We start from the raw sequence: 21,434 nt of genomic DNA, 5'->3' as shown, positions 1-21,434 counted from the left end.
TTGGGGTGCGGGTGCGTCGTGGCCGGGCGCGCAGGTCCCCGCGCCCCTAGGGGGAGTTCCGTGGGCGGCCGTTCCAGCAGCACCGTCGGGCGGATCGCCCGGCGGTGCTGAGTCGTGTCAGGAGCGCGTGCGGGTGACCGGCTCCGGCAGGGAGCCAGGTTTGGGGTGCGGGTGCGTCGTGGCCGGGCGCGCAGTTCCCCGCGCCCCTAGGGGGAGTTCCGTGGGCGGCCGTTCCAGCAGCACCGTCGGGCGGATTGCCCGGCGGTGCTGAGTCGTGTCAGGAGCGCGTGCGGGTGACCGGCTCCGGCAGAGAGCCCGCCCATCGGTTTGGGGTGCGGGTGCGTCGTGGCCGGGCGCGCAGTTCCCCGCGCCCCTGAGGGGGTTCAGCACCGTCGGGAGATTTGGCCGGCGGTGCTGAGTCGTGTCAGGAGGAGGCTCGGGTGACCAGTTCCGTGGGCAGGACCGCGCGGCGGCGGTCCAGGCCGCGGGACGCGGCCGGGCGGCGGTCGGCGATGTCGGTGAGGAGCAGGTCGATCATGGCGCGGCCCATCTCCTCGATGGGCTGGCGGACGCTGGTCAGGGGCGGATCCATGTGCCGGGCGATGGCCGAGTCGTCGTAGCCGACCAGCGCGATGTCGTCCGGGACGCGGCGGCCCGACTCCCGCAGCACCTGGCGCGCGCCCGCCGCCATCACGTCCGAACCGGCGAAGACCGCGTCCAGGTCGGGGTGGCGTTCCAGCAGGACCGTCATCGCGCGGCGGCCGCCCTCCTCCGTGAAGTCACCGGTCTCGATGAGCCGTTCGTCCGCCGCGTGGCCCGCGTCGCGCAGGGCCGCGCGGTAGCCGTCGACGCGCCGCTGGGCGCCGTAGACGTCCAGCCGTCCGGTGATGTGGGCGATCCGGCGGCGGCCCCGGCTCACCAGGTGCGCCACCGCCGAGCGGGCCCCGCCGAAGTTGTCCGAGTCCACCGAGGTGAGCGTCTCGGCCGCCGAGCGCGGGCCGCTGATGACGGCCGGGATCTCCAGCTGGGTCAGCAGGTCCGGCAGCGGGTCGTCGGCGTGGACGGAGACCAGCAGCACGCCGTCGACGCGGTGGGCCGCCAGGTACTGGGCGAGGCGCCGGCGCTCCCGGTCGCTGCCGGCGAATATCAGCACCAGCTGCATCTCCGTGTCGGAGAGCTCGGCACCGACCCCGCGCAGCATGTCCGAGAAGTACGGCTCGGCGAAGAACCGAGTCTCCGGCTCGGGGACGACGAGCGCGATGGCGTCGGTGCGGTTGGCCGCCAGGGCACGGGCGGCGGTGTTGGGCACGTAGCCCAGCTCGGCGACGGCCGCCTGGACCGCGGCGCGGGTGGCGTCGCTGACCCGGGGCGAGCCGTTGATCACCCGGGAGACCGTGCCGCGCCCGACCCCGGCCCGGGCGGCGACCTCTTCGAGCGTGGGCCGTCCTCCGCCCCGGCCCCGCCCTCCGTGGCTTGCCATGGGCTCCGCCTCTCTCGACAGCAATTACGGCTGGCTGGAATCTAACAGTCCTGGCCAGAGTGGCGAGTGGTGGCGGGCGCCCGGTGCGGCCCAGTTAACACTCCGATAACTGAACGCATCCCTCCGCGTCCGGTCCCTTGACACCCCGCTCGGAAGCGACGACTCTTCAACTCATCACTGGTGGGAGCGCTCCCACAGTACCTGACACCTACATATCCCGCACGTTCCCCGCCCGAGCCGCAGCGAGTACGAACGGGCCCGATTCCATGCAGTTGGCCGGGGGGTCGGCACGTCAGGCAACAGGAGGACGCAATGCGCACGAGCATCCGCCGGTCACATCGGCTGATGGCCCTCGCGGCCGTGGCCGCACTGACCACGGGGCTGCTGGCCGGCTGCGCCAACGACTCGGACGACGGCTCGTCGGACAACTCGGGTGGCGACGGCAGTGGCAAGGGCAAGATCGAGCTGACCATCGGGACCTTCGGCGTCTTCGGCTACAAGCAGGCCGGCCTCTACGACGAGTACACGAAGCTGCATCCGGACATCAGCATCAAGGAAAACGTCACCACCCGTACCGACGTGTACTGGCCGAAGGTGCTCACCCGTCTCCAGGCGGGCTCCGGCACCGACGACATCCAGGCCATCGAGGTCGGCAACATCACGGAGGCCGTGCAGACGCAGGCCGACAAGTTCGTCGACCTGGGCAAGGAGGTCGACAAGTCCCAGTGGCTGGACTGGAAGCTCGCGCAGGCCACCACCAAGGACGGCAGGACCATCGGACTCGGCACCGACATCGGGCCGATGGCGATCTGCTACCGCAAGGACCTGTTCAAGAAGGCCGGGCTGGAGACGGACCGGGACAAGCTGGCCGCCCAGTGGAAGGGCGACTGGGCCAAGTACGTCGACGTGGGCAAGAAGTTCATGAAGAAGGCGCCCGGCGGCGCCAAGTTCGTCGACTCCGCCTCCTCCGTCTACAACGCGGCCCTCGGCGGCGGCACCACCCGGTACTACGACAAGGACGGCAACGTCGTCTGGGACAGGTCCGAGGGCGTGAAGAAGGCCTGGGACGCCGCGATGACGGTCGCCACCAGCGACATGTCGGCGAAGCTCAAGCAGTTCGACAAGCCGTGGGACCAGGGCTTCGCCAACGGCTCCTTCGCCAGCGTGGCCTGCCCGGCCTGGATGATCGGCTACATCGAGCAGAAGTCCGGTGACGCCGGCAAGGGCAACTGGGACGTGGCGGCGGCACCCACCGCGGCCAACTGGGGCGGCTCCTTCATCGGCGTGCCCAAGGCGGGCAAGCACCAGAAGGAGGCCATCGCCCTGGCGAAGTGGCTGACCGCGCCGGAGCAGCAGGCGAAGGTCTTCGCCAAGCAGGCCAGCTTCCCGTCCACCCCGTCGGCCTACGCGGGCCTGAAGCCGGCCGCGGACACGACGACGTACTTCTCCGACGCGCCGATCACGCAGATCTTCTCCGACTCGGCGAAGACGATCCCGACGCAGTACTTCGGCATCAAGGACCAGCCGATCAACACCGCGCTGACCGACGTGGGCATCCTCCAGGTCGAGCAGAAGGGCAAGTCGCCCGAGCAGGGCTGGGACGCCGCCCGGAACGAGATCAAGGACGTGCTCGGCCAGTGAGCAGCTCCGAGCAGGCTCTCGCGCATCCCGCGTCGAGTGCCGAGGCCGCGCCCGGCATCCCGCCGGGCGCGGCCCGGGGCGCTCGCGGTCGCGGTGCGCCGGAGGGCGCCGACTCCTGGCGCCGCCGGCTCTACCGCTGGGACATGAAGGCGGCGCCGTACGCCTTCGTCGCCCCCTTCTTCGTGCTCTTCGGGGCGTTCTCCCTGATACCCCTGCTCTACACGGCCTGGTACTCGCTGCACGACGTGCAGCTGTCCTCGCTGGACCACCAGACCTGGGCGGGCCTGGACAACTACCGGAACCTGTTGTCCTCGGACTTCTTCTGGAACGCCCTGAAGAACACGTTCAGCATCGGCCTGATCTCGACCGTGCCGCAGCTGCTGGCCGCGCTCGGGCTGGCGCACCTGCTGAACTACAAGCTGCGCGGCTCCACGATGTGGCGCGTGGTGATGCTGACCCCGTACGCCACCTCCGTGGCCGCGGCGACCCTGGTCTTCACGCTGCTGTACTCGTGGGACGGCGGCATGGTCAACTGGGTCCTGCACTTCTTCGGGGTGGACCCGGTCAACTGGCGTGAGTCGGACTGGGGTTCGCAGTTCGCGGTGTCCTCGATCGTGATCTGGCGGTGGACCGGCTACAACGCGCTGATCTACCTGGCGGCGATGCAAGCCATCCCGGCCGACCTGTACGAGTCGGCGGCGATCGACGGCGCGAGCCGCTGGCAGCAGTTCCGGCACGTGACGGTGCCGCAGCTGCGGCCGACGATCCTGTTCACCGTGGTCGTCTCCACCATCGGCGCGACCCAGCTCTTCGGTGAGCCGCTGCTGTTCGGCGGGGTCAGCGGCTCCAAGGGCGGCTCCGAGCACCAGTACCAGACGCTCGGCCTGTACATGTACGACCAGGGCTGGATCATCGGCAACCTCGGGAAGGCGTCCGCGATCGCCTGGTCGATGTTCCTGCTCCTGCTGATCATCGCCGCGGTCAACCTGCTGCTCACCCGACGGCTGAGGAAGTCCCAATGAGCCAACTGACCATCTCCCGGGCCGGGCGCCGGGACGCGAAGGCGCCCCGGCAGCGCGGCCGCATGGGCGCCGGCAAGCAGCTGCACGCGGGTCCGGTGACCTACCTCGTGCTGGCCGTGTTCGCACTGGTCTCGCTGGCCCCGCTGGTGTGGACGGCGGTCGCGGCCTCCCGCACCGACCGGCGGCTGGCCCAGACCCCGCCGCCCCTGTGGTTCGGCGGCAACCTGGCCCGCAACCTGGAGGCCGCCTGGGACCAGGCCGGGCTCGGCACGGCCATGCTCAACTCGGTGATCGTGGCGGGGACGATCACGGTGAGCACGGTGCTGTTCTCCACCCTGGCCGGGTTCGCCTTCGCCAAGCTGCGGTTCCGGTTCTCCGGCGTGCTGCTGCTGCTGACCATCGGCACGATGATGATCCCGCCGCAGCTCGCCGTCGTACCGCTGTACCTGTGGATGTCGGACCTGGGCTGGTCCAACCAGCTCCAGACGGTGATCCTGCCGAGCCTGGTGACCGCGTTCGGCACGTTCTTCATGCGGCAGTACCTGGTGCAGGCGCTGCCCTCCGAGCTGATCGAGGCGGCCCGGGTGGACGGGGCGAGCAGCCTGCGGATCGTCTGGCACGTCGTCTTCCCGGCCGCGCGGCCGGCGATGGCGGTGCTCGGCCTGCTGACGTTCGTGTTCGCCTGGAACGACTTCCTGTGGCCGATCATCGCCCTGACCCAGCAGAACCCGACGGTGCAGGTCGCCCTGAACTCGCTCGGCACCGGTTACGTCCCCGACCAGGCGGTGATCATGGCCGGCGCGCTGCTGGGCACGCTGCCGCTGCTGATCGCCTTCCTGCTGTTCGGCAAGCAGATCGTGGGCGGCATCATGCAGGGCGCGATCAAGGGCTGACCGCTCGCCCGTGCGGTGCCCGCACGACTTCCCGGGGGCCGGGCCACCGCCGTCCCGGCCCCCCTCCTTCCCCTCGTCCGTCGGCCCCTTCCGACTTAAATGGGAGCGCTTCCATGCCTGACTCCGTTCCGTCGTCCGTGACCTTCCCGCCCGCCTTCCTCTGGGGCGCGGCGACCTCGGCGTACCAGATCGAGGGGGCGGTGCGGGAGGACGGCCGCACCCCCTCGATCTGGGACACGTTCAGCCATACGCCGGGCAAGACGGCCGGCGGCGAGACGGGGGACGTCGCGGTCGACCACTACCACCGCTACCGCGACGACGTGGCGCTCATGGCGGACCTGGGCCTGAACGCCTACCGGTTCTCCGTCTCGTGGTCCCGGGTGCAGCCGACGGGCCGCGGGCCGGCCGTCCAGCGGGGCCTGGACTTCTACCGCCGGCTGGTCGACGAGCTGCTGGCCGCCGGCATCAAGCCCGCGGTCACCCTCTACCACTGGGACCTGCCGCAGGAGCTGGAGGACGCGGGCGGCTGGCCGGAGCGGGACACCGCGTTCCGGTTCGCCGAGTACGCGCAGCTCGTCGGCGAGGCGCTCGGCGACCGGGTCGAGCAGTGGATCACCCTCAACGAGCCCTGGTGCAGCGCCTTCCTGGGGTACGCCTCCGGGGTGCACGCCCCCGGCCGCACCGACCCGGCGGCCTCCCTGCGCGCGGCCCACCACCTCAACCTGGGGCACGGGCTCGCGGTGTCGGCCCTGCGCTCGGCCATGCCGGCCCGCAACCAGATCGCGGTCAGCCTGAACTCCTCGGTGGTGCGGCCGCTCACCCAGGACCCGGCCGACCTCGCGGCGGCCCGCCGGATCGACGACCTCGCCAACGGTGTCTTCCACGGCCCGATGCTGCACGGGGCGTACCCGGAGACGCTGCTCGCCGCGACCGCCTCGGTCACCGACTGGTCGTACGTCCTCGACGGCGACGTCCGCACCATCAACGCGCCGCTGGACGCCCTGGGCCTGAACTACTACACCCCGGCGCTGGTCTCGGCCGTGTCCGGGGACACCAAGGGCCCCCGGGCGGACGGCCACGGGGCGAGCGACCACTCCCCCTGGCCCGCCGCCGACGACGTCCTCTTCCACCAGACCCCCGGCGAGCGCACGGAGATGGGCTGGACCATCGACCCGACGGGCCTGTACGACCTGCTGATGCGCTACTCGCGCGAGGCCCCCGGACTGGCGCTGTACGTCACCGAGAACGGTGCGGCCTACGACGACAAGCCCGATCCCGAGGGCCGGGTCCACGACCCCGAGCGCATCGCCTACCTGAGCGGTCACCTCGCGGAGGTGCGGCATGCCATCGCCGACGGTGCCGACGTGCGCGGCTACTTCCTGTGGTCCCTGATGGACAACTTCGAGTGGGCGTACGGCTACGGCAAGCGGTTCGGCGCGGTGTACGTGGACTACGCGACGCTGGAGCGCACCCCGAAGTCCAGCGCCCTGTGGTACGGCGAGGCGGCGCGGACCGGGACGCTGCCGGCGGTGGAGTCCCTGGCCTGAGCATCCCGGGCGCGGCCCGTCGTGGGGGTGGGCCGCGCCCGGGATCAGGGGGTGCCGGCCGGGGGTGCCGGGGGCCGGCCGGGTGTCACTTGTAGGCGGCGAACGCCTTGGCGAACGCGTTCGTGTCCTGGCTGATGGAGCTGCACGTGGCGTCGGCGGTGGGCTTGGGGCCGCCGGCGCACTGCTTGTCGCGGGCCGCGGACCACATGGAGAGCCAGCCGATCCCCTTGGACTTGGCGAAGTCCACCAGCTGGGTGGCGTCCTCGACCTTGAAGACCTCGGAGGAGACGTCGTTGACGCCGATCATCGGGGTGACGGCGACGGCCTTCCAGGCGGCGGTGTCGGAAAGCCCGAGCACGCTCTTGACCTGGGCCTGGGTGGCGGTGGCGGCCTGCACGGCATAACCGCCCATGTCACCGCTGTACGCGGGCCCGTAGTCCATCGCCATGATGTTGACGGTGCCGATGCGCACGCCGTTGGACTTGGCGTCGGCGAGCAGGTTCACGCCGTCCTGGGTGAGGCCCTCGGGCATCACCGGGAGGGTGAAGGAGACGTCCAGGCCGGGGTGCTGGGCCTGGAGCTTGGCGATGGCCTGGGCGCGGCGGGTGTTGGCCGCGGTGTTGGGCAGCGCGCCGCCCTCGACGTCGAAGTCGACCTTGGTCAGTTTGAAGGCGTCGATCACCTTGCCGTAGGCCGTCGCCAGCGCGTCCGCCGAGGAGCAGGTGGTGGCCAGCTCGGAGCCGGAGGCGCCGCCGAAGGAGACGCGGACGTCACCGCCCTTGGCGCGCAGCGAGCCGATCTGCGCGGCCACGGCGTCGCCGGCCGGATCGGTGACGCCGCCCCACTTGGGGGTGCAGCCGCCGCCGTCGGTGACGAAGGCGAGGTTGTAGTTCTTCACGCCGGTCGCGTCGGCGGTGCCGAGGAGGTCGAAGGCCGGGTAGAGGGAGGTGTCGACGTAGGGGGCGAAGCCGGCGGCGGAGGTGGTGCCGGTCCCGGTGCCGCCGGTGGGGGTGGGCGTGGGCGCGGGGGTCGACCTGGTGGGGGTCGGGGTGGGGGCCGGGGTGGTCTGGGTGGGCCGGCCGCTCGGCTCGGGGGTGGCGCCGCCGTCGGCGGAACACTGGGCGCCGTCGATGCGGCAGCCGTTCGGGTCGCCGGCGCCGTCGACCACGAAGCCGACGGTGACCGACTTGCCGGGGGCCAGGCCGTCGGTGTCCCAGGCGGCCGGCTCCACGGTGACGTGCTGTCCGGTGACGCTGGACCGGCCGTTCCACAGGGAGCCGAGTTTCGCGCCCGCCGGGAGGTCGAACTCCAGCTTCCAGGTCTTCTCGGCCTGGCCGGAGTTGTTGGTGACGACGTACTGGGCGGAGTACCCGGTGGACCAGCCGCTGGTGCGGGTGTAGGCGGCGTTCACCCCGGCCGCGTTGGCGGTGCCGGTGAGCAGGAGCGCGCCGCCACCGATCACCGCGGCGGCCACCAGACCACCTATCGCCTTGTTCCTGCCGCTGATCCTGCGCCGGTGCGTGCTCATGGCGTGCCTGCCTCTACTGCTCACGGGGGGTGCACAGGGCGTTCCCGACCTGTGTGGTGCGGCAGCACGCTAGCCGCCCCGATTCGGACAATTGGCCTGTTCGGGACGGTGGTTGCCGGTCTTATGGCGCGCTTAAGGAAGTGATCGGGATCGGTTAATGGTGGGGCCCGGCCGGCCCGGCCGGCGCCGGCGCACCGCTCCCCGGTGGCCCCGGCCCACCGGTCCCCGCCCGTCGAGCTGGAACCAGATCCGCACCTCGGTGCCGCCCAGCACCGAACGGCCGATGCGGACGTCACCGCCGGTGGACTCGGCGAGCCGGCGCACGATGTCCAGGCCGAGGCCGGTCGATCCGGCGCTGCCGGAACCCCGGCCGCGGGCCATCGCCGCCTCCGGGTCGGATATGCCGGGGCCCGCGTCGGAGACCAGCACGATCACCGAGTCGTCCCCGTTGTGCACGTCCACCGCGAAGGCGGTGCCCTCGGGGGTGTGGCGGAAGACGTTGCCGAGCAGGGCGTCGAGGGCGGCGGCCAGGTCGGCGCGGGCCACGGGCACCCGGACCGGCCGGTCGGCGCCGGCCACCCGCCAGCCGCGGTCCTCGTCCTCGGCCAGCGCGGACCAGAACTCCATGCGCTCGCGCACCACCGCCGCCGCGTCGCACCCGGCGCCGGGTCCGGCGGCGGCCGTCCGCGGCTTGGCCTCCCGGGCCGTGCGGATGACGGTGTCGACCTCGCGCTCCAGCTGGGCGACGGCCGCCCGGGTCTGCTCGGCGGCCGGCCCGGCGCCGAGGGAGGCGGCGTTGAGCCGGAGGACGGTGAGCGGGGTGCGCAGCCGGTGCGAGAGGTCGGCCGCCAGCTCACGCTCGTTGTCCAGGAGCTGGACCACCTGGTCGGCCATGGCGTTGAACGCGACCGCGGCGAGGCGCAGTTCGGTCGGGCCGTCCTCGGGCACCCGGGCGCCGAGCTTGCCCTCGCCCAGCTCTTGCGCGCCCTCGACCAGGCGCCGCGCGGGCCGCACCATGCGCACCCCGAGCCGGTCGGCGACCGCGACGGAGCCGACGACCAGCGCGAGGCCGACGGCCGCGAGCACCGCCCATGCCGTGCCGACACCGCCTGTCATCTCGGCCTCGGGGACGTACACCTCGACCACGGCGATCCGGGCGGAGCCGAGCGCGACCGGCTGGAGCAGGACGGAACCGCCGGGCACGGAGCCGGTGGAGGCGCGGCCGAGTCCGCGCACGGCCTCGATGTCCCGGGCGGCGGCGCGGCGCCGGCCGAGGTCGAGGGCGGGCCGGCCGCCGTCGGCGGGCAGGTGCACGGCCATCCCGGAGTCGGCGCCGGCCGACGCCACCACCCGTTCCAGCTGGCCCCGGTCGGTGGTGATGGACAGGGCGGGCGCGACCGCCGCGGCCTCCCGTTCGGCGTTGGAGAAGGCGCGGTCGCGGGCCATCTCCTCGACGACCAGGCCGAGCGGCACGGCGAACGCGACCACGACCATCGTGGTGACCGCCAGGCAGACCTTGACCAGGGCCCATCTCATCGCGGGGCCTGCCCGTCCGCCGGGGGTTCGAGCTTCACGCCGACGCCGCGCAGGGTGTGCAGGTAGCGGGGCCGGGCCGCCGTCTCCCCCAGTTTCCGGCGCAGCCAGGACAGATGGACGTCGATGGTCTGGTCGTCGCCGTAGGACTGCTGCCAGACCTCGCAGAGCAGGTCCCGGCGGGAGACGACGACACCGGGCCGGCCGGCCAGGAAGGCGAGCAGGTCGAACTCGCGGCGGGTCAGGTCCAGCCGGACGCCGTCCAGTTCGGCCTGGCGGCGCAGCGGGTCGACGGTGAGTCCGCCGACGCGCAGCACCCGGGAGGGCTCGGGTCCGGGGCCGGCGGCACGGGCCCGGCGCAGCACGGCGGCCATGCGGGCGGACAGGTGCTCGACGGAGAACGGCTTGACGAGGTAGTCGTCCGCCCCGGCGTTGAGCAGCCGGACGATCTCCGCCTCGTCGTCCCGGGCGGTGGCGATGATCACCGGTACGTCGGTGATGCCGCGCAGCATCTTCAGGGCCTCGGAGCCGTCCAGGTCGGGCAGCCCGAGGTCCAGGACGACGACGTCGAAGGGGAACTGGGCCACCTCGCGCAGCGCCTCCAGCGCCGTCCCCACGCTGCGCACCGTGTGTGCGGCGTCGGTCAGCTGCCGGATGAGCGCCGAGCGTACGAACTGGTCGTCCTCGACCACGAGAACACGTGCCATGCGCCGCACCGTACGCCATGCGGGCGATGCCGGGCGGGCGCCTGTGGACAACCCGGGACAGGTGCGTACGGCCGTCCCCCTGAGGCAGGATGGCCCGCGATGCGCAACGGACTCGTACACGTACTGGCGTGGCTGCTCGCGACGGGAGCGGCGGCCACGCTGTCGTGGTGGGGCGTGCACACGGTGATGGCGGGGACCGCGTACCAGCCGCCGCGCGCCCTGACGGTCGCGGCGGCCGACGCGGCCACCCGGAGCCCGCGGCCGGCGGCCCCGGAGCCGCCCGCCCCGTCGGCCACCCGGCCGCCGACGTCCGCTACCGCGTCGTCCGGCTCCCCGTCGGCCACGGCGTCGGCCACGCCGCCGCGGACACCGGCCCCCGCCGCGAGCGCCTCCCCCACCGCCACCGCTTCCGGGCGGGTCAAGGCGTACGACACCGACGGCGGCCGGGCCGTCTTCGACCTGGGCGCCTCGGACGCGACCCTCGTCTCGGCCACTCCCGGGGCCGGCTGGTCGATGCAGGTGTGGAGGACGACGACGTGGATCCGGGTGGACTTCGCCCGGGGCGCGGACCGGGTGTCGGTGTTCTGCGCCTGGCACGACGGCCCGCCGCACGTCGACATCAACACCTTCTGACCGGCACGGCGGCTTCCCCCGGGCGGCCCGGGGCGCGGGGCGCTATCCGAAGACCGAGGGCGGCGGGGCCGGGGACGCCACCGCGGCCGCGTCCGTCACGGGTGCCGCGCCGCCGGTGAAGTCGGTGAGCGGGCGGCCGTGTTCGACCCGGGCGGTGTGCGGGTCGGAGGCGGCACGCCGGGTGAGTTCGGCGAGCGGCAGCGGCGCGTCGGAGGCGACCAGGACGGCGTTGCCGAAGCGCCGGCCGCGCAGGACGGCCGGGTCGGCGACGAGCGCGAGTTCGCCGAACCGGGCGGCCGCGGTGGCGATCTGGCCGCGCAGGTGGGCGAGCGGCGGGCCGTCGGCCAGGTTGGCCGCGTAGACGCCGGAGGGCTTCAGCGCGCGGCGGACCTCGTCCAGGAACTCGGTGGAGGTGAGGTGGGCCGGGGTGCGGGCGCCGCTGAAGACGTCGGCGACGATCAGGTCGGCCCAGCCGTCGGGCACCTTGGCGAGCCCCTCGCGGGCGTCGGTCGCCCGCACCCGGACGCGGGCCCGGGGGTCCAGCGGCAGTTCGCGCCGGACCAGCTCGATCAGGCGTGCGTCCCGTTCGACGACCTGCTGGGTGGAGCGGGGCCGGGTCGCGGCGACGTACCGGGCCAGGGTGAACGCGCCGCCGCCGAGGTGCACGGCGTGCACGGGGCCGCCGGGCGGGGCAGCGAGGTCGATGACGTGGCCGATGCGGCGCTGGTACTCGAAGGACAGGTGCGCGGGGTCGTCCAGGTCGACGTGCGACTGGGGCGCCCCGTCGATCAGCAGCGTCCAGGCGCGCGCCCGGTCCGGATCGGGTTCCAGGCGCGCGAGCCCGCCGTCGACCGGTTCCTCGACGGCCGCGGCGGGGGCCGATCCGCGCCGTGTCTTCCTCGCCCTGCCCATCGGGCCATTTTCGCAGCCGCCGCGGGCGAGCGCGTCACCGGCGGCTGTCGGCCGCCTCGATCAGCCGCGCCGCCTCCCCGAGGGCCCGGCGCAGCACCGCCGGGTCGGTGGCGAGGTCGGCCTCGCCGGGCGGCAGCAGCCAGTCGGAGCCCGCCACGGGCGGCTCGGGGGCGAGCCGCAGTCCGCGCCCGTCCGTCTCGGTACAGGTGCTGCCCGGCACGTCCCAGCCGGCCGCCGTGCCGGCCGGCACGACGAAGCCGAGGGTGCCGCAGCCGTCGTCGTGCAGGACGGGCCCGACCGCGTCGACGGCGCCGCGGCGCAGGATGTCGACCGCCTCCAGGCCCTGCCGGGCCGGCACCGTCACGAGGTCGCACCCCGTGCCGGACGGCGACGTCCGAGGATCGTTGCTCTGGCTGGTCTCCATGCCGGCCTCCACCACACAGCCCACCTACGGTCCATGGAGTCCAACGCCCGAGCGCGTCAACGGCTACGGCACAAGTGCGCCGCAAAGGATGGCACTTCATGGCAGATCACGCGTGAGATATCCGTTTTGTAGGCAAACGCCGTGTGGCGGGTCTCTCTCACCGGGTACGTTCAGGCCCGCCGGGACCGGGGCGTCGCACGGACACCACGTCCCCCTGACCGCCCCCGGGCCCGGCACGGTCCGACGGTTCCACGGTTCGCACGAGAGGACCCGGCCATGGCGTCGTCCACGGTGATCTCGTCACAGCCCGAACGGCCACCCCGGCCGAACCTCGCCTTCCGGCGGCTGCGCGGCCGGCGCTCACCGGCCGAGTTCGCGGCGGCGGTACGGCGGGCGGCACGTGAGATCGGGGAGCGGGTGAGCTGTGACGCGCGCTACGTCGGCCGCGTCGAGGCCGGTGAGATCCGCTGCCCCAACTACGCGTACGAGCGGGTGTTCCTGCACATGTTCCCCGGCCGCACCCTCACCGACCTCGGCTTCGCGCCGCGTTCGGCCGTCCGCGGGCGCGCGGCCCGCACGGCCGCGGGGACGCGCGCCACGGGTACGGCGCCGGACGCGACGCGCGTCGCCCCCGCTCCGTACGACACACGGAACCGGCACGACCCGGCCGGCCCGGAACCCTCCGACCCCCGGCACGAACCGTACGGGAACGACCCCTGGAACCACGAGGAGAGCGACGTGCTGCGTCGCGCGTTCATGACCGGCGGCGGCGTCACGATGGCCGTCGCCACGCTGGCCCCGCTGGGGCTCACCCACACCGCCGCGGCGGCGGTGCGGCCGCTCCGGCGGGCCGGCGGCAGCGAGGCGAGCGCACTGGAGAACGCCGTCCGCCGCATCCGGCTGCTCGACGACCGGCACGGCGCGGACGGCCTCTACCAGCGCGCTGCCGCACCGCTGCGCGCGGCGTACGCGCTGCTGGACGCCGGCGCGACCCGGCAGACCACCACCGACCGGCTGCACGCGGGCGCCGGTGAACTCGCCATCTCCGTGGGCTGGCTGGCCCACGACTCCGGCCGCTTCGAGGACGCGCGCTCGCACTACGCCGAGGCGCTGGCCACGGCCCGCATGACCGGCGACCCGGGGCTGGAGGCGCACGCCTTCTGCAACACCGCGTTCCTGGCGCGCGACGCCGGGCGCCCCCGGGAGGCCGTCCGCGCCGCGCAGGCCGCGCAGCGCGCCGGGCGGTCCCTGGGCTCCGACCGGCTGATGTCCCTCCTGGCGCTGCGCGAGGCGGGCGGCTGGGCGGGGCTCGCCGACCGCACCGGCTGCGAACAGGCGCTGGCGCGCGCCCAGGCCCTCTTCGCGCGGGGCCGCTCGGACGCCGACCCCGAGTGGATGAGCTTCTACGGCGAGGCGGAGCTGGAGGGGCTGGAGGCGCAGTGCTGGTCCACGCTGGGCGACTGGCGCCGCGCGTCCCGGCACGCGCGGCGCGCGGCGCGGCTCCAGGACCCGCACTTCACCCGCAACATCGCGCTGTACACGGCGGAACTCGCCGGCGACCTCGCCCACGAGGGCCGTCCCGACGAGGCCGCCGAGGCGGGACTGCGGGTGCTCGGGCTGTTGGAGCAGGTCCAGTCCTGCCGCATCCGGACCATACTGGCGGCCACCGCCAGGGCCCTGCTCCCGCACCGGCGGGCGCAGGGCGTCCCCGACTTCCTGGACCGCCACGCGTCGCTGCCCCGCACCGGCCGGGCCTAGGGCCTCTCGTTCGGATCGTGCCGGGCTCGCGGGGTCTGGCACCGCGCCTCGCCGCGTTGTCGTCGGTTGCCGTGGCTCCGCCATGACGCCCTCCTCCGCCTTGCGATCCACGGCACCGGACCCCGCTCCCTGATCCGGCCCGATCCGAACGAAGGACCTTAGGGTCTCCACGGCGGCAGGCGGGGGGGGCGCGCGTTCCGGGGGGGCGGGCGTCAGGCCGTCAGGTGGCCGACGTCGTTCCAGGTCTCGATCGCCGGTTCGCCGTAGGCCCAGCCCAGCACGGACAGTGACGTCGGGTTCAGCCGTATCCGGGCGGCGAAGTCCAGGGGCAGGCCCAGCCACCGCGCCCCGATCGACCGCAGGACGTGGCCGTGGGCGAAGACCAGCACGTCCCGGTCGGCCGAGCGCGCCCAGGACACCACCTCGTCCGCGCGGGCGGTCACCTCGTCCAGGGACTCGCCGTCCGGGACGCCGTCCCGCCAGATCAGCCAGCCGGGCCGGACCGCCTGGATCTCGGCGGGCGTCATGCCCTCGTACGCGCCGTAGTCCCATTCCACCAGCGTGTCCCACACCGTGGCACGGTCGCCGAAACCGGCCAGCTCGCACGTCTCGCGCGCGCGGGAGAGCGGGCTGGTGCGCACCTCCGCATCCGCCAGCCCGTCCAGCGGGGGGTGGTGCAGCCGTTCGCCGAGCAGCTTGGCCCCGCGCCGGCCCTCCTCCAGCAACGGCACGTCGGTCCTGCCGGTGTGCTTTCCGGACAGCGACCAGGCCGTCTGTCCGTGCCGGGCCAGCAGGATGCGCGGTGCCATGGGAGACCTTCCGGGAGGGTGACGCCGACACGGACGCCACGGGGGAACGTGTGCATGCGGTCCCTCCATCATCGCGCACCGCGCTCCGGCGCAACCCGGCGGGCGATCTCGGCGTCTTCGAGGGCTGGACGGCCACCCCGCGGGGGCGGGAGCGCCCGCATGGGCGGCGTCCGGACACCGTAAAGTGGCACGGCCGCCCGCCGGGGCGGGCCGTGCAGCAGGAGGAGAAGGGCGATCGGATGCCGCAGACCGAGACACCGGGCACCGAGGCGGCCCCGCGATCCCGGTTGCGCTGGTGGACCGAGCTGCCGCTGATCCTGCTGGTGTACAGCTGCTACTCGGCCGGCCGGCTCCTCGCGCGCGGTGACGTCGCCGGCGCCGTCGGCCACGGCCTGACGATCCTGCGCGTCGAGAAGGTCCTGCACCTGAACGCGGAGCACCCGCTGAATCGGCTGTTCACCCGCGAACCGTGGCTCGGGGTGCCGGCCGACTTCTGGTACGCGTCGCTGCACTACCTGGTGACGCCCGCCGTCCTGGTGTGGATGTTCCGCGCGCACGCCCGGCACTACCGGGCGGCCCGCACCTGGCTGATGACCTCCACGTTCATGGGCCTGATCGGCTTCACCCTGCTGCCGACCTGCCCGCCGCGGCTGCTCTCCGCCGGCCACGGCTTCGTGGACACGATGGCGCAGTACAGCACGTACGGCTGGTGGGGCGACCAGGCCAGCGCCCCGCGCGGCATGGGCGGCATGACCAACCAGTACGCGGCGATGCCGAGCCTGCACGTGGGCTGGGCGCTGTGGTGCGGGGTGATGCTGTGGCGGTTCGGCGGCTCCCGCCCGACGAAGGTCCTGGGCGTCGCCTACCCGGTGCTGACCGCGCTCGTGGTCATGGGCACCGCCAACCACTACCTGCTGGACGCGGTCGCGGGCGTCGCCGTGATGGGCGCCGGCCTCCTGCTGGCACCGTGGGTGGCGCGGGTCGCGGACCTGGTCCGGTCCCGCCCGTCCCGGTCCGTCCCGGCCGTCCCGGCCGTCCCGGACGCCACCGGTTCCCCGATTGTCAGTGCCGGGTGCCAGACTTCCGCGGGTGAGCGAATTCCACGGCAGCGCGCGTCCTCGCCCGACTTCGCGGCCGGACCGGACGCCTCCCCCACCGACGCGGGAGAAGGGGCTCCGGCACCGGCTCGCTGAGCTGCGCGGTCCCGACGTACCGGCCAAGGCACTGGACGCGCGCGCCCTCGCCGCGCTCGCCGCGAACCCCGGCTGCTCCCGGCGGGCGATCCTGGACGGCGCCGGGGTGGACAAGGCCCGGCTGGCGGCCGCGCTGGGTGCCCCCTCCGGCTTCGGGCAGTCGCAGTTCGCGCTGACCCGGGGCAACGCCTTCGAGGCGCGGGTGAAGGCGGACGGCGGCGCGGAGCTGCTGCGCCTGGCGCACGCCCACCTCGACCCGGGCGCCGAACCGCCCGCGCAGGCCGCCCTGCCCGACCTGACCGCGCACGGCCCGCAGGGGCGTACGGCGCGTACGGCGCTGGCGCTGCGTGAGGCCACCCGGGCCGGCGGCTGGACGCTCCTGGACCACCCGATGCTGGCCCTGGACGTGGCGGGTTCGCTCGCCTTCGTGGAGCCGGACGCGGTGGTGGTGCACCCCGACGGCAGCTGGTCGGTGGTGGAGATCAAGTCCTTCCCGATGGTGGACGGCTCCGCGGACCCGTCGAAGGTCGGCGCGGCGGCCCGGCAGGCGGCGGTGTACGTGCTCGCCCTGGAGGACGTCGCCGCCCGGCTCGAACCCGCCCCGCGCGTGCGCCACCGGGTGCTGCTGGTGTGCCCGAAGGATTTCTCCAACCTGCCCGCGGGCTGCGCCGTGGACGTCCGCAAGCAGCGCGCGGTCACCGCCCGCCAGCTCTCCCGGCTGACCCGGGTCGAGGAGATCGCCGGCACGCTGCCCGAGGGCACGTGCTTCGCGCCCGACCGGCCCGCCGGGGAACTGACGGCGGCCGTGGAGGCGGTGCCGGCGACGTACGCGCCCGAGTGCCTGTCCGCCTGCGAACTCGCCTTCCACTGCCGGGAAAGCGCCCGCGCGTCCGGCGCCGTCACCCGCCTCGGCCGGCCCCTGCGGGCGGAGCTGGGCGGCCTGGCCACGGTCGAGGAGGTCCTCGCGGCGGCCCGCGGCGAGAGCGGCGACCCCGACGACCCGGCGGTGGCGGCCCTGCGCCGGGCGGCCCGGCTGCGCGCGGAGGCCCTCGCCACCGCCCGGGAGGTGGCCCCGTGTCCCTGATCGACACCCTCGCCCGGCTGGAAGCCGTCGGCAGCGGCCGGGCGCAGCCCGCCGCGACCGTCCGGCACCGCCACCTGTCCGACCGCCCGCTGGTGTTCGTGCCGCTCACCACGGCCGGTGAGACCGGCGCCCCGCTCGGCGCGCTGGTCGGCACCGACCGGGACGCGCCCCGGCTGCTGGCCGTCCCGCAGCCGCGCGACCGGGACCTGCGCTTCACGTTCCTCGCCGACCTGGCCGACGCCGTCCTGCCGTACCTGGACTCCTACGCGCAGTCGGTGGAGGCGGCCGAGCGCACCGAGACCGACCCGGAGACCGGCAAGCGGGTCAAGGTGGAGGCCGAGCTGTGCGCGGACGCGCCCCAGCTGATCGTGCCCAGCCGCGCCGGCCTGGACCTCGTACGGCTCCTCGGCCGTTCGACACGGTTCCGCCGCACCGCCGAGCAGGACCCGGACGCGCCCTACCCGGCGCCGCCCCGGGTGCCGCTGCTCGGCCGCTGGCTGACCCACTACGGCGAGCGGTCCCGGGTGCCCGGCTCCTCCCTGCTGCTGGCCCTGACCGATCTGCTGGCCCGGCACTGGGCGACCGGCCAGTCCGGGCTGGAGGACCAGCACCTGGGCGCCCTGCTCGCCTGGATCGACCCGCCCGGGGGCGAGAGCGGCGCCACGGCCGCGCGCCGGGCCGAGCTGGAGCGGGACGCCGCCGGACAGCTGCTGTGCCCGCCGGCCGGCCCCGCGACCGACCCGGCGTTCGACAACAGGCTGCTGGCCCCGGCGATCGAGCGGTACGACCGCGCGCGTACCGCCCTGGCCGCCGCCGAGGACCCTTTGGAGGCCGACGACCGGCTGGCCGCGCTGACCGCGGCCGAACGCGACGTCCGCGCCCTCGTCGAGAGCCGCACGCGGCCCACCTGGGACGCGGTGTGGCGGGGCCTGGACCTGCTGCGGGCGTTGCCGGAGGGCGCCCATGTCGAGGAGCGGTGGACACGGGACCGCTGGTCGTTCACCGGGCACCGGGACCGGGTGCTGGCCGGGGAGCCCCCGCAGCCGCGCCGGGACGACGCGGTGACGGCGGCGAACAAGCTGGCCACGCGGGAGCGCGAGCAGGCCCGCCTGGAGGCGCAGGAGGCGCTGGACGATCCGCTGGTGATGGCGGGACGGCGGCTGGCCGGGGAGGCCTTCGCGGGTGAGGTCACCGAGGTGGTGATGGCCTACAGCGAGAGCAGACGGCCCGCTCCGCGCCCGCTGGTGACCGTCCGCACGGAGGACCGGCCGCACCTCGGGGAGCGGGCCCGGGTCTACCGCTCGGTGGGCGGCAGACCGCAGTCGGCCGAGTTCGCCGGCGCCGCCGGCGAGGGCCTGCTGGTGCTGCGCGTCCTGGACCGGATGGGCCGCGGCAAGGAACCCGAGCCCGGTTCGGTGCCCGAGAAGGGCGACCGGGTGTGCTTCACCCTGTTCGAGCACGAGCAGCGCGGCGGGGCGAAGCTGCCCGGCCCGGAGGAGACCCCGTGGACGCACGGCGGGCCGCCGGGCGAGCCCGTGGCGGAGACGCCCGACACCGTGACCGAGGAGGACGTGCTGTGACGACCGTCGGCTTCGACCCCGCGGCCGCGGCCGCCCGCGCCACCGACGCGATCCTGCACGACACGCTGCACGCCACCGAGCGGGGTGTGGTGGTCGACTCCCCGCCCGGCGCCGGCAAGTCCACGCTGGTGGTCCGCGCGGCCTTGGAGCTGGCCGCCGCCGGCCGCCCGCTGATGGTGGTCGCGCAGACCAACGCCCAGGTGGACGACCTCGTGCTGCGTCTCGCCGCGAAGAGTCCCGAGCTGCCGGTCGGTCGCCTGCACAGCAGCGACAGCGAGGCGTACGACAAGGCGCTGGACGCTTTGGCGAACGTCCGCACGTCCGCGAAGGCCGCCGACCTGACCGGGCTGCCGGTGGTGCTCTCCACCGCCGCGAAGTGGGCGCACGTGACGGTGGACGAGCCGTGGCGGCACGCCATCGTCGACGAGGCGTACCAGATGCGCTCCGACTCCCTGCTCGCCGTGGCCGGCCTGTTCGAGCGGGCGCTGTTCGTGGGCGACCCGGGCCAGCTGGACCCGTTCGCGACCGTCGGCAGCGACCAGTGGGCGGGGCTGTCGTACGACCCGTCGGCGTCCGCGGTCACCACCCTGCTGGCGCACAACCCGGGCCTGCCGCAGCACCGCCTGCCCGTGTCCTGGCGCCTGCCGGCCTCGGCGGCGCCCCTCGTCTCGCGCGCCTTCTACCCGTACACCCCGTTCCGCAGCGGCACCGGCCACGGCGACCGCCGGCTCACCTTCGCGGTGCCCTCCGACGGCTCCGGGCCCGACCGGGTGATCGACGAGGCGGCGGAGACCGGCTGGGGCCTGCTGGAGCTGCCCGCCCGGCACACGCCGCGCACGGACCCGGAGGCGGTGCGGGCGGTGGCCGCGGTGGTGCGGCGCCTGCTGGACCGCGGCGGCGCGGCGGTCTCGGAATCGCCCCCCTCCCCGCGTCCCGCCGGGGCCGACGCCACGCCGCTGACCGCGGACCGGGTGGCCGTGGGCACGGCCCACCGCGACCAGGCGGCGGCGGTCCGCGCGGCCCTGGCCGACCTCGGCGTCACCGACGTGACCGTGGACACCGCGAACCGTCTCCAGGGGCGCGAGTACGACGTCACGGTGGTCCTGCACCCGCTGTCCGGGCGCCCCGACGCCACCGCGTTCCACCTGGAGACCGGCCGGCTGTGCGTCCTGGCCTCCCGGCACCGGCACGCGTGCGTCGTGGTCTGCCGGGCCGGCGTGAGCGACCTCCTGGACGACTACCCGTCCACGGAACCGGTCCAGCTGGGCACCCTGGTGAAATTTCCTGACGGCTGGGAGGCCAATCACGCGGTACTCGCCCACCTCGCCGAACACCGCGTGTCCTGGCAGCCGTGACCGGCCCCCGGCTCCTCCCCGACCGGGGCCCGCCCCGACGCCCCGAACCGCCGGACGGAGTCCGGCACGCCGCCGGAGGCGGCCGATCGACACAGCCCTGACGGCTGGGAGGCCGATCACGCGGTACTCGCCCACCTCGCCGAACACCGCGTGTCCTGGCAGCCGTGAGGCGGGGGGCGTCTTCGCGGCCGGTGGGCCCCTTGCGGGGGCGCGGGACAATGGACGGTGGCCCACCTGATGGTGGTGGCCGGTGAACCGTACGAGGAGGAGACACAACATGGCGGAGCCCACGCCGCGTCGTAACGAACCGCGGCTACGCCCCGCGCCCCTGCTCTTCGAGCCCGCGGCGGCGGCCGCCGACCCGGAGCACTTCTTCGACCTGGAGTCGATGGACGATCCCCGGGCGCTGCTGGCCCGGGCGACCGAGCTGGCCCAGGCGTTCCGCGCCGCGGCCGACCGGGCCGTGGAGTTCCAGGCCCTCGCGGCGGCCCAGCTCGCCGACCCGCGCCGGTTCGACCGGCTGACCACGGCGGACATCGCCGAGCGGGCGGAGTGGACCGAGGACTACGCGAAGAAGATGGTCGAGTTCGGGCGGGACCTGCTGCGGGGGAACGTCGAGGGACGGACGCCCGTCGACCCCGGGTGACCCCGTGCGGGCCCGCGGGTACCTCGCGGGCATATGCCAGGCGGGCAAGATACTCCTCCCCTCCGGTCCCTGTCCCGGTTTTCGGCAACCGTGGAGAGTCGTGCGCTCACGGGCTGTACACCTGGGTGCCATGAGCAGCGCACCGAACGTCACCCGTGTCGGTTCCGAGGGCGTCGCCTGGCTCGCCTCGGCCGGACCCTTTCCGCGCAGCACCCTGGCGCTGTGGGAGGAGCATCCGGACGCCCTGGTCGTGCTGCCCTGCGGCACCGCCTTCGACGTGGTCGGCGCCCCCGCGGCCTTCGGGCGCCGCATGCTGGAGCGGCTGCGGGCCGAGGGGCCGGGCTCGGGGCCCGTGGCGGTCTTCCGGGGCCGGACCCTGCTGTTCACCGCCCCGGGCACCGCCCAGCGCCTGCCCTCGCTGCTGGCCTGGGAGGAGTGGGGTTCCCGGCGCACCCGGGCCGTGCCGCCGCTGCTGTGCCACGGCACCGGGGACGCGGTGACCGTGCCCGCCCCGGCGGGGGGCGACGCCCCCGGCGCCTGCCGCTGGCTCGTCGCCCCCGACAGCCGGCACCCCTGGCTGCCCGGCCCGGAGATCGTGCTCTGGGCGGCCGTGCGGGCGGCCCGGGCGGCCGTACGCATATCGATTTTTCCTCCCGCCGACCAGGGTGCTAAGGTCTAGGATGTCAGCA

The 21,434-nt window shown here is 74.4% G+C and carries 19 protein-coding genes; 12 read left to right on the top strand and 7 right to left on the bottom strand.

What is annotated here, in order from left to right:
- Window positions 1-424: 424 nt before the first annotated feature.
- A complete protein-coding gene (locus tag ACIQVT_RS32040) occupies window positions 425-1,480 on the bottom strand; it encodes a LacI family DNA-binding transcriptional regulator (RefSeq protein WP_403762196.1) in 1,056 nt (351 codons plus the stop codon).
- A gap of 312 nt (window positions 1,481-1,792) precedes the next feature.
- On the opposite strand from ACIQVT_RS32040, the gene ACIQVT_RS32035 reads away from it, so the two are divergent.
- From ACIQVT_RS32035 to ACIQVT_RS32020, 4 genes are all read left to right on the top strand, one after another.
- Complete coding sequence (locus tag ACIQVT_RS32035) at window positions 1,793-3,121, top strand: ABC transporter substrate-binding protein (RefSeq protein WP_403762193.1); 1,329 nt, start codon at window positions 1,793-1,795, stop codon at window positions 3,119-3,121.
- Window positions 3,118-4,143 (top strand): carbohydrate ABC transporter permease, encoded by a 1,026-nt coding sequence (locus ACIQVT_RS32030; RefSeq protein ID WP_403762190.1) that lies wholly within the window; start codon window positions 3,118-3,120, stop codon window positions 4,141-4,143. Before ACIQVT_RS32035 ends, ACIQVT_RS32030 begins: the two co-directional genes overlap by 4 nt.
- Window positions 4,140-5,036: a carbohydrate ABC transporter permease gene (locus ACIQVT_RS32025; protein ID WP_403762187.1), complete on the top strand. Its 897-nt coding sequence runs from the start codon at window positions 4,140-4,142 to the stop codon at window positions 5,034-5,036. The genes ACIQVT_RS32030 and ACIQVT_RS32025 overlap by 4 nt, the downstream gene beginning before the upstream one ends.
- 113 nt (window positions 5,037-5,149) lie before the next feature.
- Window positions 5,150-6,583, top strand: coding sequence for a GH1 family beta-glucosidase (locus ACIQVT_RS32020; protein ID WP_403762184.1), 1,434 nt, complete (start codon window positions 5,150-5,152; stop codon window positions 6,581-6,583).
- 85 nt (window positions 6,584-6,668) lie between these two features.
- Here the strand turns inward: ACIQVT_RS32020 and ACIQVT_RS32015 are convergent, their stop codons facing one another.
- The 3 genes from ACIQVT_RS32015 to ACIQVT_RS32005 all read right to left on the bottom strand — a co-directional run bounded on the left by ACIQVT_RS32015 (window position 6,669) and on the right by ACIQVT_RS32005 (window position 10,351).
- Window positions 6,669-8,111: a cellulose binding domain-containing protein gene (locus tag ACIQVT_RS32015; protein ID WP_403762181.1), complete on the bottom strand. Its 1,443-nt coding sequence runs from the start codon at window positions 8,109-8,111 to the stop codon at window positions 6,669-6,671.
- Window positions 8,112-8,243: 132 nt separating this feature from the next.
- Window positions 8,244-9,647: a sensor histidine kinase gene (locus tag ACIQVT_RS32010; RefSeq protein WP_403762178.1), complete on the bottom strand. Its 1,404-nt coding sequence runs from the start codon at window positions 9,645-9,647 to the stop codon at window positions 8,244-8,246.
- On the bottom strand, window positions 9,644-10,351 hold the full coding sequence (locus ACIQVT_RS32005) for a response regulator transcription factor (protein WP_403762175.1): 708 nt from the start codon (window positions 10,349-10,351) through the stop codon (window positions 9,644-9,646). The genes ACIQVT_RS32010 and ACIQVT_RS32005 overlap by 4 nt, the downstream gene beginning before the upstream one ends.
- 99 nt (window positions 10,352-10,450) lie before the next feature.
- Between ACIQVT_RS32005 and ACIQVT_RS32000 the strand changes: the two genes are divergently transcribed.
- Window positions 10,451-10,984 carry a hypothetical protein gene (locus ACIQVT_RS32000; RefSeq protein ID WP_403762172.1) on the top strand — a complete coding sequence of 178 codons (534 nt, stop codon included), beginning with the start codon at window positions 10,451-10,453 and terminating at the stop codon, window positions 10,982-10,984.
- A 42-nt stretch (window positions 10,985-11,026) separates the two neighbouring features.
- On the opposite strand, the gene ACIQVT_RS31995 is transcribed toward ACIQVT_RS32000, so the two are convergent.
- Entirely contained in the window at window positions 11,027-11,896 is an 870-nt protein-coding gene (locus tag ACIQVT_RS31995; protein WP_403762169.1) for a spermidine synthase, read from the bottom strand.
- A 34-nt stretch (window positions 11,897-11,930) separates the two neighbouring features.
- The gene (locus tag ACIQVT_RS31990; protein ID WP_403762166.1) at window positions 11,931-12,320 is read right to left on the bottom strand and encodes a hypothetical protein; all 390 of its coding nucleotides are present in this window, start codon (window positions 12,318-12,320) and stop codon (window positions 11,931-11,933) included.
- A gap of 276 nt (window positions 12,321-12,596) precedes the next feature.
- On the opposite strand from ACIQVT_RS31990, the gene ACIQVT_RS31985 reads away from it, so the two are divergent.
- Window positions 12,597-14,078, top strand: a complete 1,482-nt coding sequence (locus tag ACIQVT_RS31985) for a hypothetical protein (RefSeq protein ID WP_403762163.1) — start codon at window positions 12,597-12,599, stop codon at window positions 14,076-14,078.
- 212 nt (window positions 14,079-14,290) lie between these two features.
- Here the strand turns inward: ACIQVT_RS31985 and ACIQVT_RS31980 are convergent, their stop codons facing one another.
- Window positions 14,291-14,887, bottom strand: a complete 597-nt coding sequence (locus ACIQVT_RS31980; protein ID WP_403762160.1) for a histidine phosphatase family protein — start codon at window positions 14,885-14,887, stop codon at window positions 14,291-14,293.
- A 239-nt stretch (window positions 14,888-15,126) separates the two neighbouring features.
- Between ACIQVT_RS31980 and ACIQVT_RS31975 the strand changes: the two genes are divergently transcribed.
- From ACIQVT_RS31975 to ACIQVT_RS31950, 6 genes are all read left to right on the top strand, one after another.
- Complete coding sequence (locus ACIQVT_RS31975; RefSeq protein ID WP_403762157.1) at window positions 15,127-16,080, top strand: phosphatase PAP2 family protein; 954 nt, start codon at window positions 15,127-15,129, stop codon at window positions 16,078-16,080.
- Complete coding sequence (locus tag ACIQVT_RS31970) at window positions 15,977-17,164, top strand: hypothetical protein (RefSeq protein WP_403762154.1); 1,188 nt, start codon at window positions 15,977-15,979, stop codon at window positions 17,162-17,164. The genes ACIQVT_RS31975 and ACIQVT_RS31970 overlap by 104 nt, the downstream gene beginning before the upstream one ends.
- Window positions 17,155-18,744, top strand: coding sequence for a hypothetical protein (locus tag ACIQVT_RS31965; protein WP_403762151.1), 1,590 nt, complete (start codon window positions 17,155-17,157; stop codon window positions 18,742-18,744). The genes ACIQVT_RS31970 and ACIQVT_RS31965 overlap by 10 nt, the downstream gene beginning before the upstream one ends.
- Window positions 18,741-20,099 (top strand): AAA domain-containing protein, encoded by a 1,359-nt coding sequence (locus tag ACIQVT_RS31960; RefSeq protein ID WP_403762148.1) that lies wholly within the window; start codon window positions 18,741-18,743, stop codon window positions 20,097-20,099. The genes ACIQVT_RS31965 and ACIQVT_RS31960 overlap by 4 nt, the downstream gene beginning before the upstream one ends.
- A 277-nt stretch (window positions 20,100-20,376) precedes the next feature.
- Complete coding sequence (locus tag ACIQVT_RS31955) at window positions 20,377-20,745, top strand: hypothetical protein (protein ID WP_403762145.1); 369 nt, start codon at window positions 20,377-20,379, stop codon at window positions 20,743-20,745.
- 130 nt (window positions 20,746-20,875) lie between these two features.
- Window positions 20,876-21,424, top strand: coding sequence for a bifunctional DNA primase/polymerase (locus ACIQVT_RS31950; protein WP_403762142.1), 549 nt, complete (start codon window positions 20,876-20,878; stop codon window positions 21,422-21,424).
- Window positions 21,425-21,434 lie beyond the last annotated feature (10 nt).

The sequence above is a fragment of the Streptomyces sp. NPDC100445 genome, assembly GCF_044759735.1.
Lineage (GTDB): Bacteria > Actinomycetota > Actinomycetes > Streptomycetales > Streptomycetaceae > Streptomyces.
The sequence above is the reverse complement of the archived record's forward strand: the minus strand, read 5'-3'. Positions and strand labels throughout refer to the sequence as shown.

Coding starts and splice junctions, on each gene's coding strand:
- ACIQVT_RS32040 (WP_403762196.1), bottom strand. CDS start 1,480: ATGGCAAGCCACGGAGGGCGGGGCCGGGGCGGAGGACGGCCCACGCTC.
- ACIQVT_RS32035 (WP_403762193.1), top strand. CDS start 1,793: ATGCGCACGAGCATCCGCCGGTCACATCGGCTGATGGCCCTCGCGGCC.
- ACIQVT_RS32025 (WP_403762187.1), top strand. CDS start 4,140: ATGAGCCAACTGACCATCTCCCGGGCCGGGCGCCGGGACGCGAAGGCG.
- ACIQVT_RS32020 (WP_403762184.1), top strand. CDS start 5,150: ATGCCTGACTCCGTTCCGTCGTCCGTGACCTTCCCGCCCGCCTTCCTC.
- ACIQVT_RS32015 (WP_403762181.1), bottom strand. CDS start 8,111: ATGAGCACGCACCGGCGCAGGATCAGCGGCAGGAACAAGGCGATAGGT.
- ACIQVT_RS32010 (WP_403762178.1), bottom strand. CDS start 9,647: ATGAGATGGGCCCTGGTCAAGGTCTGCCTGGCGGTCACCACGATGGTC.
- ACIQVT_RS32005 (WP_403762175.1), bottom strand. CDS start 10,351: ATGGCACGTGTTCTCGTGGTCGAGGACGACCAGTTCGTACGCTCGGCG.
- ACIQVT_RS32000 (WP_403762172.1), top strand. CDS start 10,451: ATGCGCAACGGACTCGTACACGTACTGGCGTGGCTGCTCGCGACGGGA.
- ACIQVT_RS31995 (WP_403762169.1), bottom strand. CDS start 11,896: ATGGGCAGGGCGAGGAAGACACGGCGCGGATCGGCCCCCGCCGCGGCC.
- ACIQVT_RS31990 (WP_403762166.1), bottom strand. CDS start 12,320: ATGGAGACCAGCCAGAGCAACGATCCTCGGACGTCGCCGTCCGGCACG.
- ACIQVT_RS31985 (WP_403762163.1), top strand. CDS start 12,597: ATGGCGTCGTCCACGGTGATCTCGTCACAGCCCGAACGGCCACCCCGG.
- ACIQVT_RS31980 (WP_403762160.1), bottom strand. CDS start 14,887: ATGGCACCGCGCATCCTGCTGGCCCGGCACGGACAGACGGCCTGGTCG.
- ACIQVT_RS31975 (WP_403762157.1), top strand. CDS start 15,127: ATGCCGCAGACCGAGACACCGGGCACCGAGGCGGCCCCGCGATCCCGG.
- ACIQVT_RS31955 (WP_403762145.1), top strand. CDS start 20,377: ATGGCGGAGCCCACGCCGCGTCGTAACGAACCGCGGCTACGCCCCGCG.
- ACIQVT_RS31950 (WP_403762142.1), top strand. CDS start 20,876: ATGAGCAGCGCACCGAACGTCACCCGTGTCGGTTCCGAGGGCGTCGCC.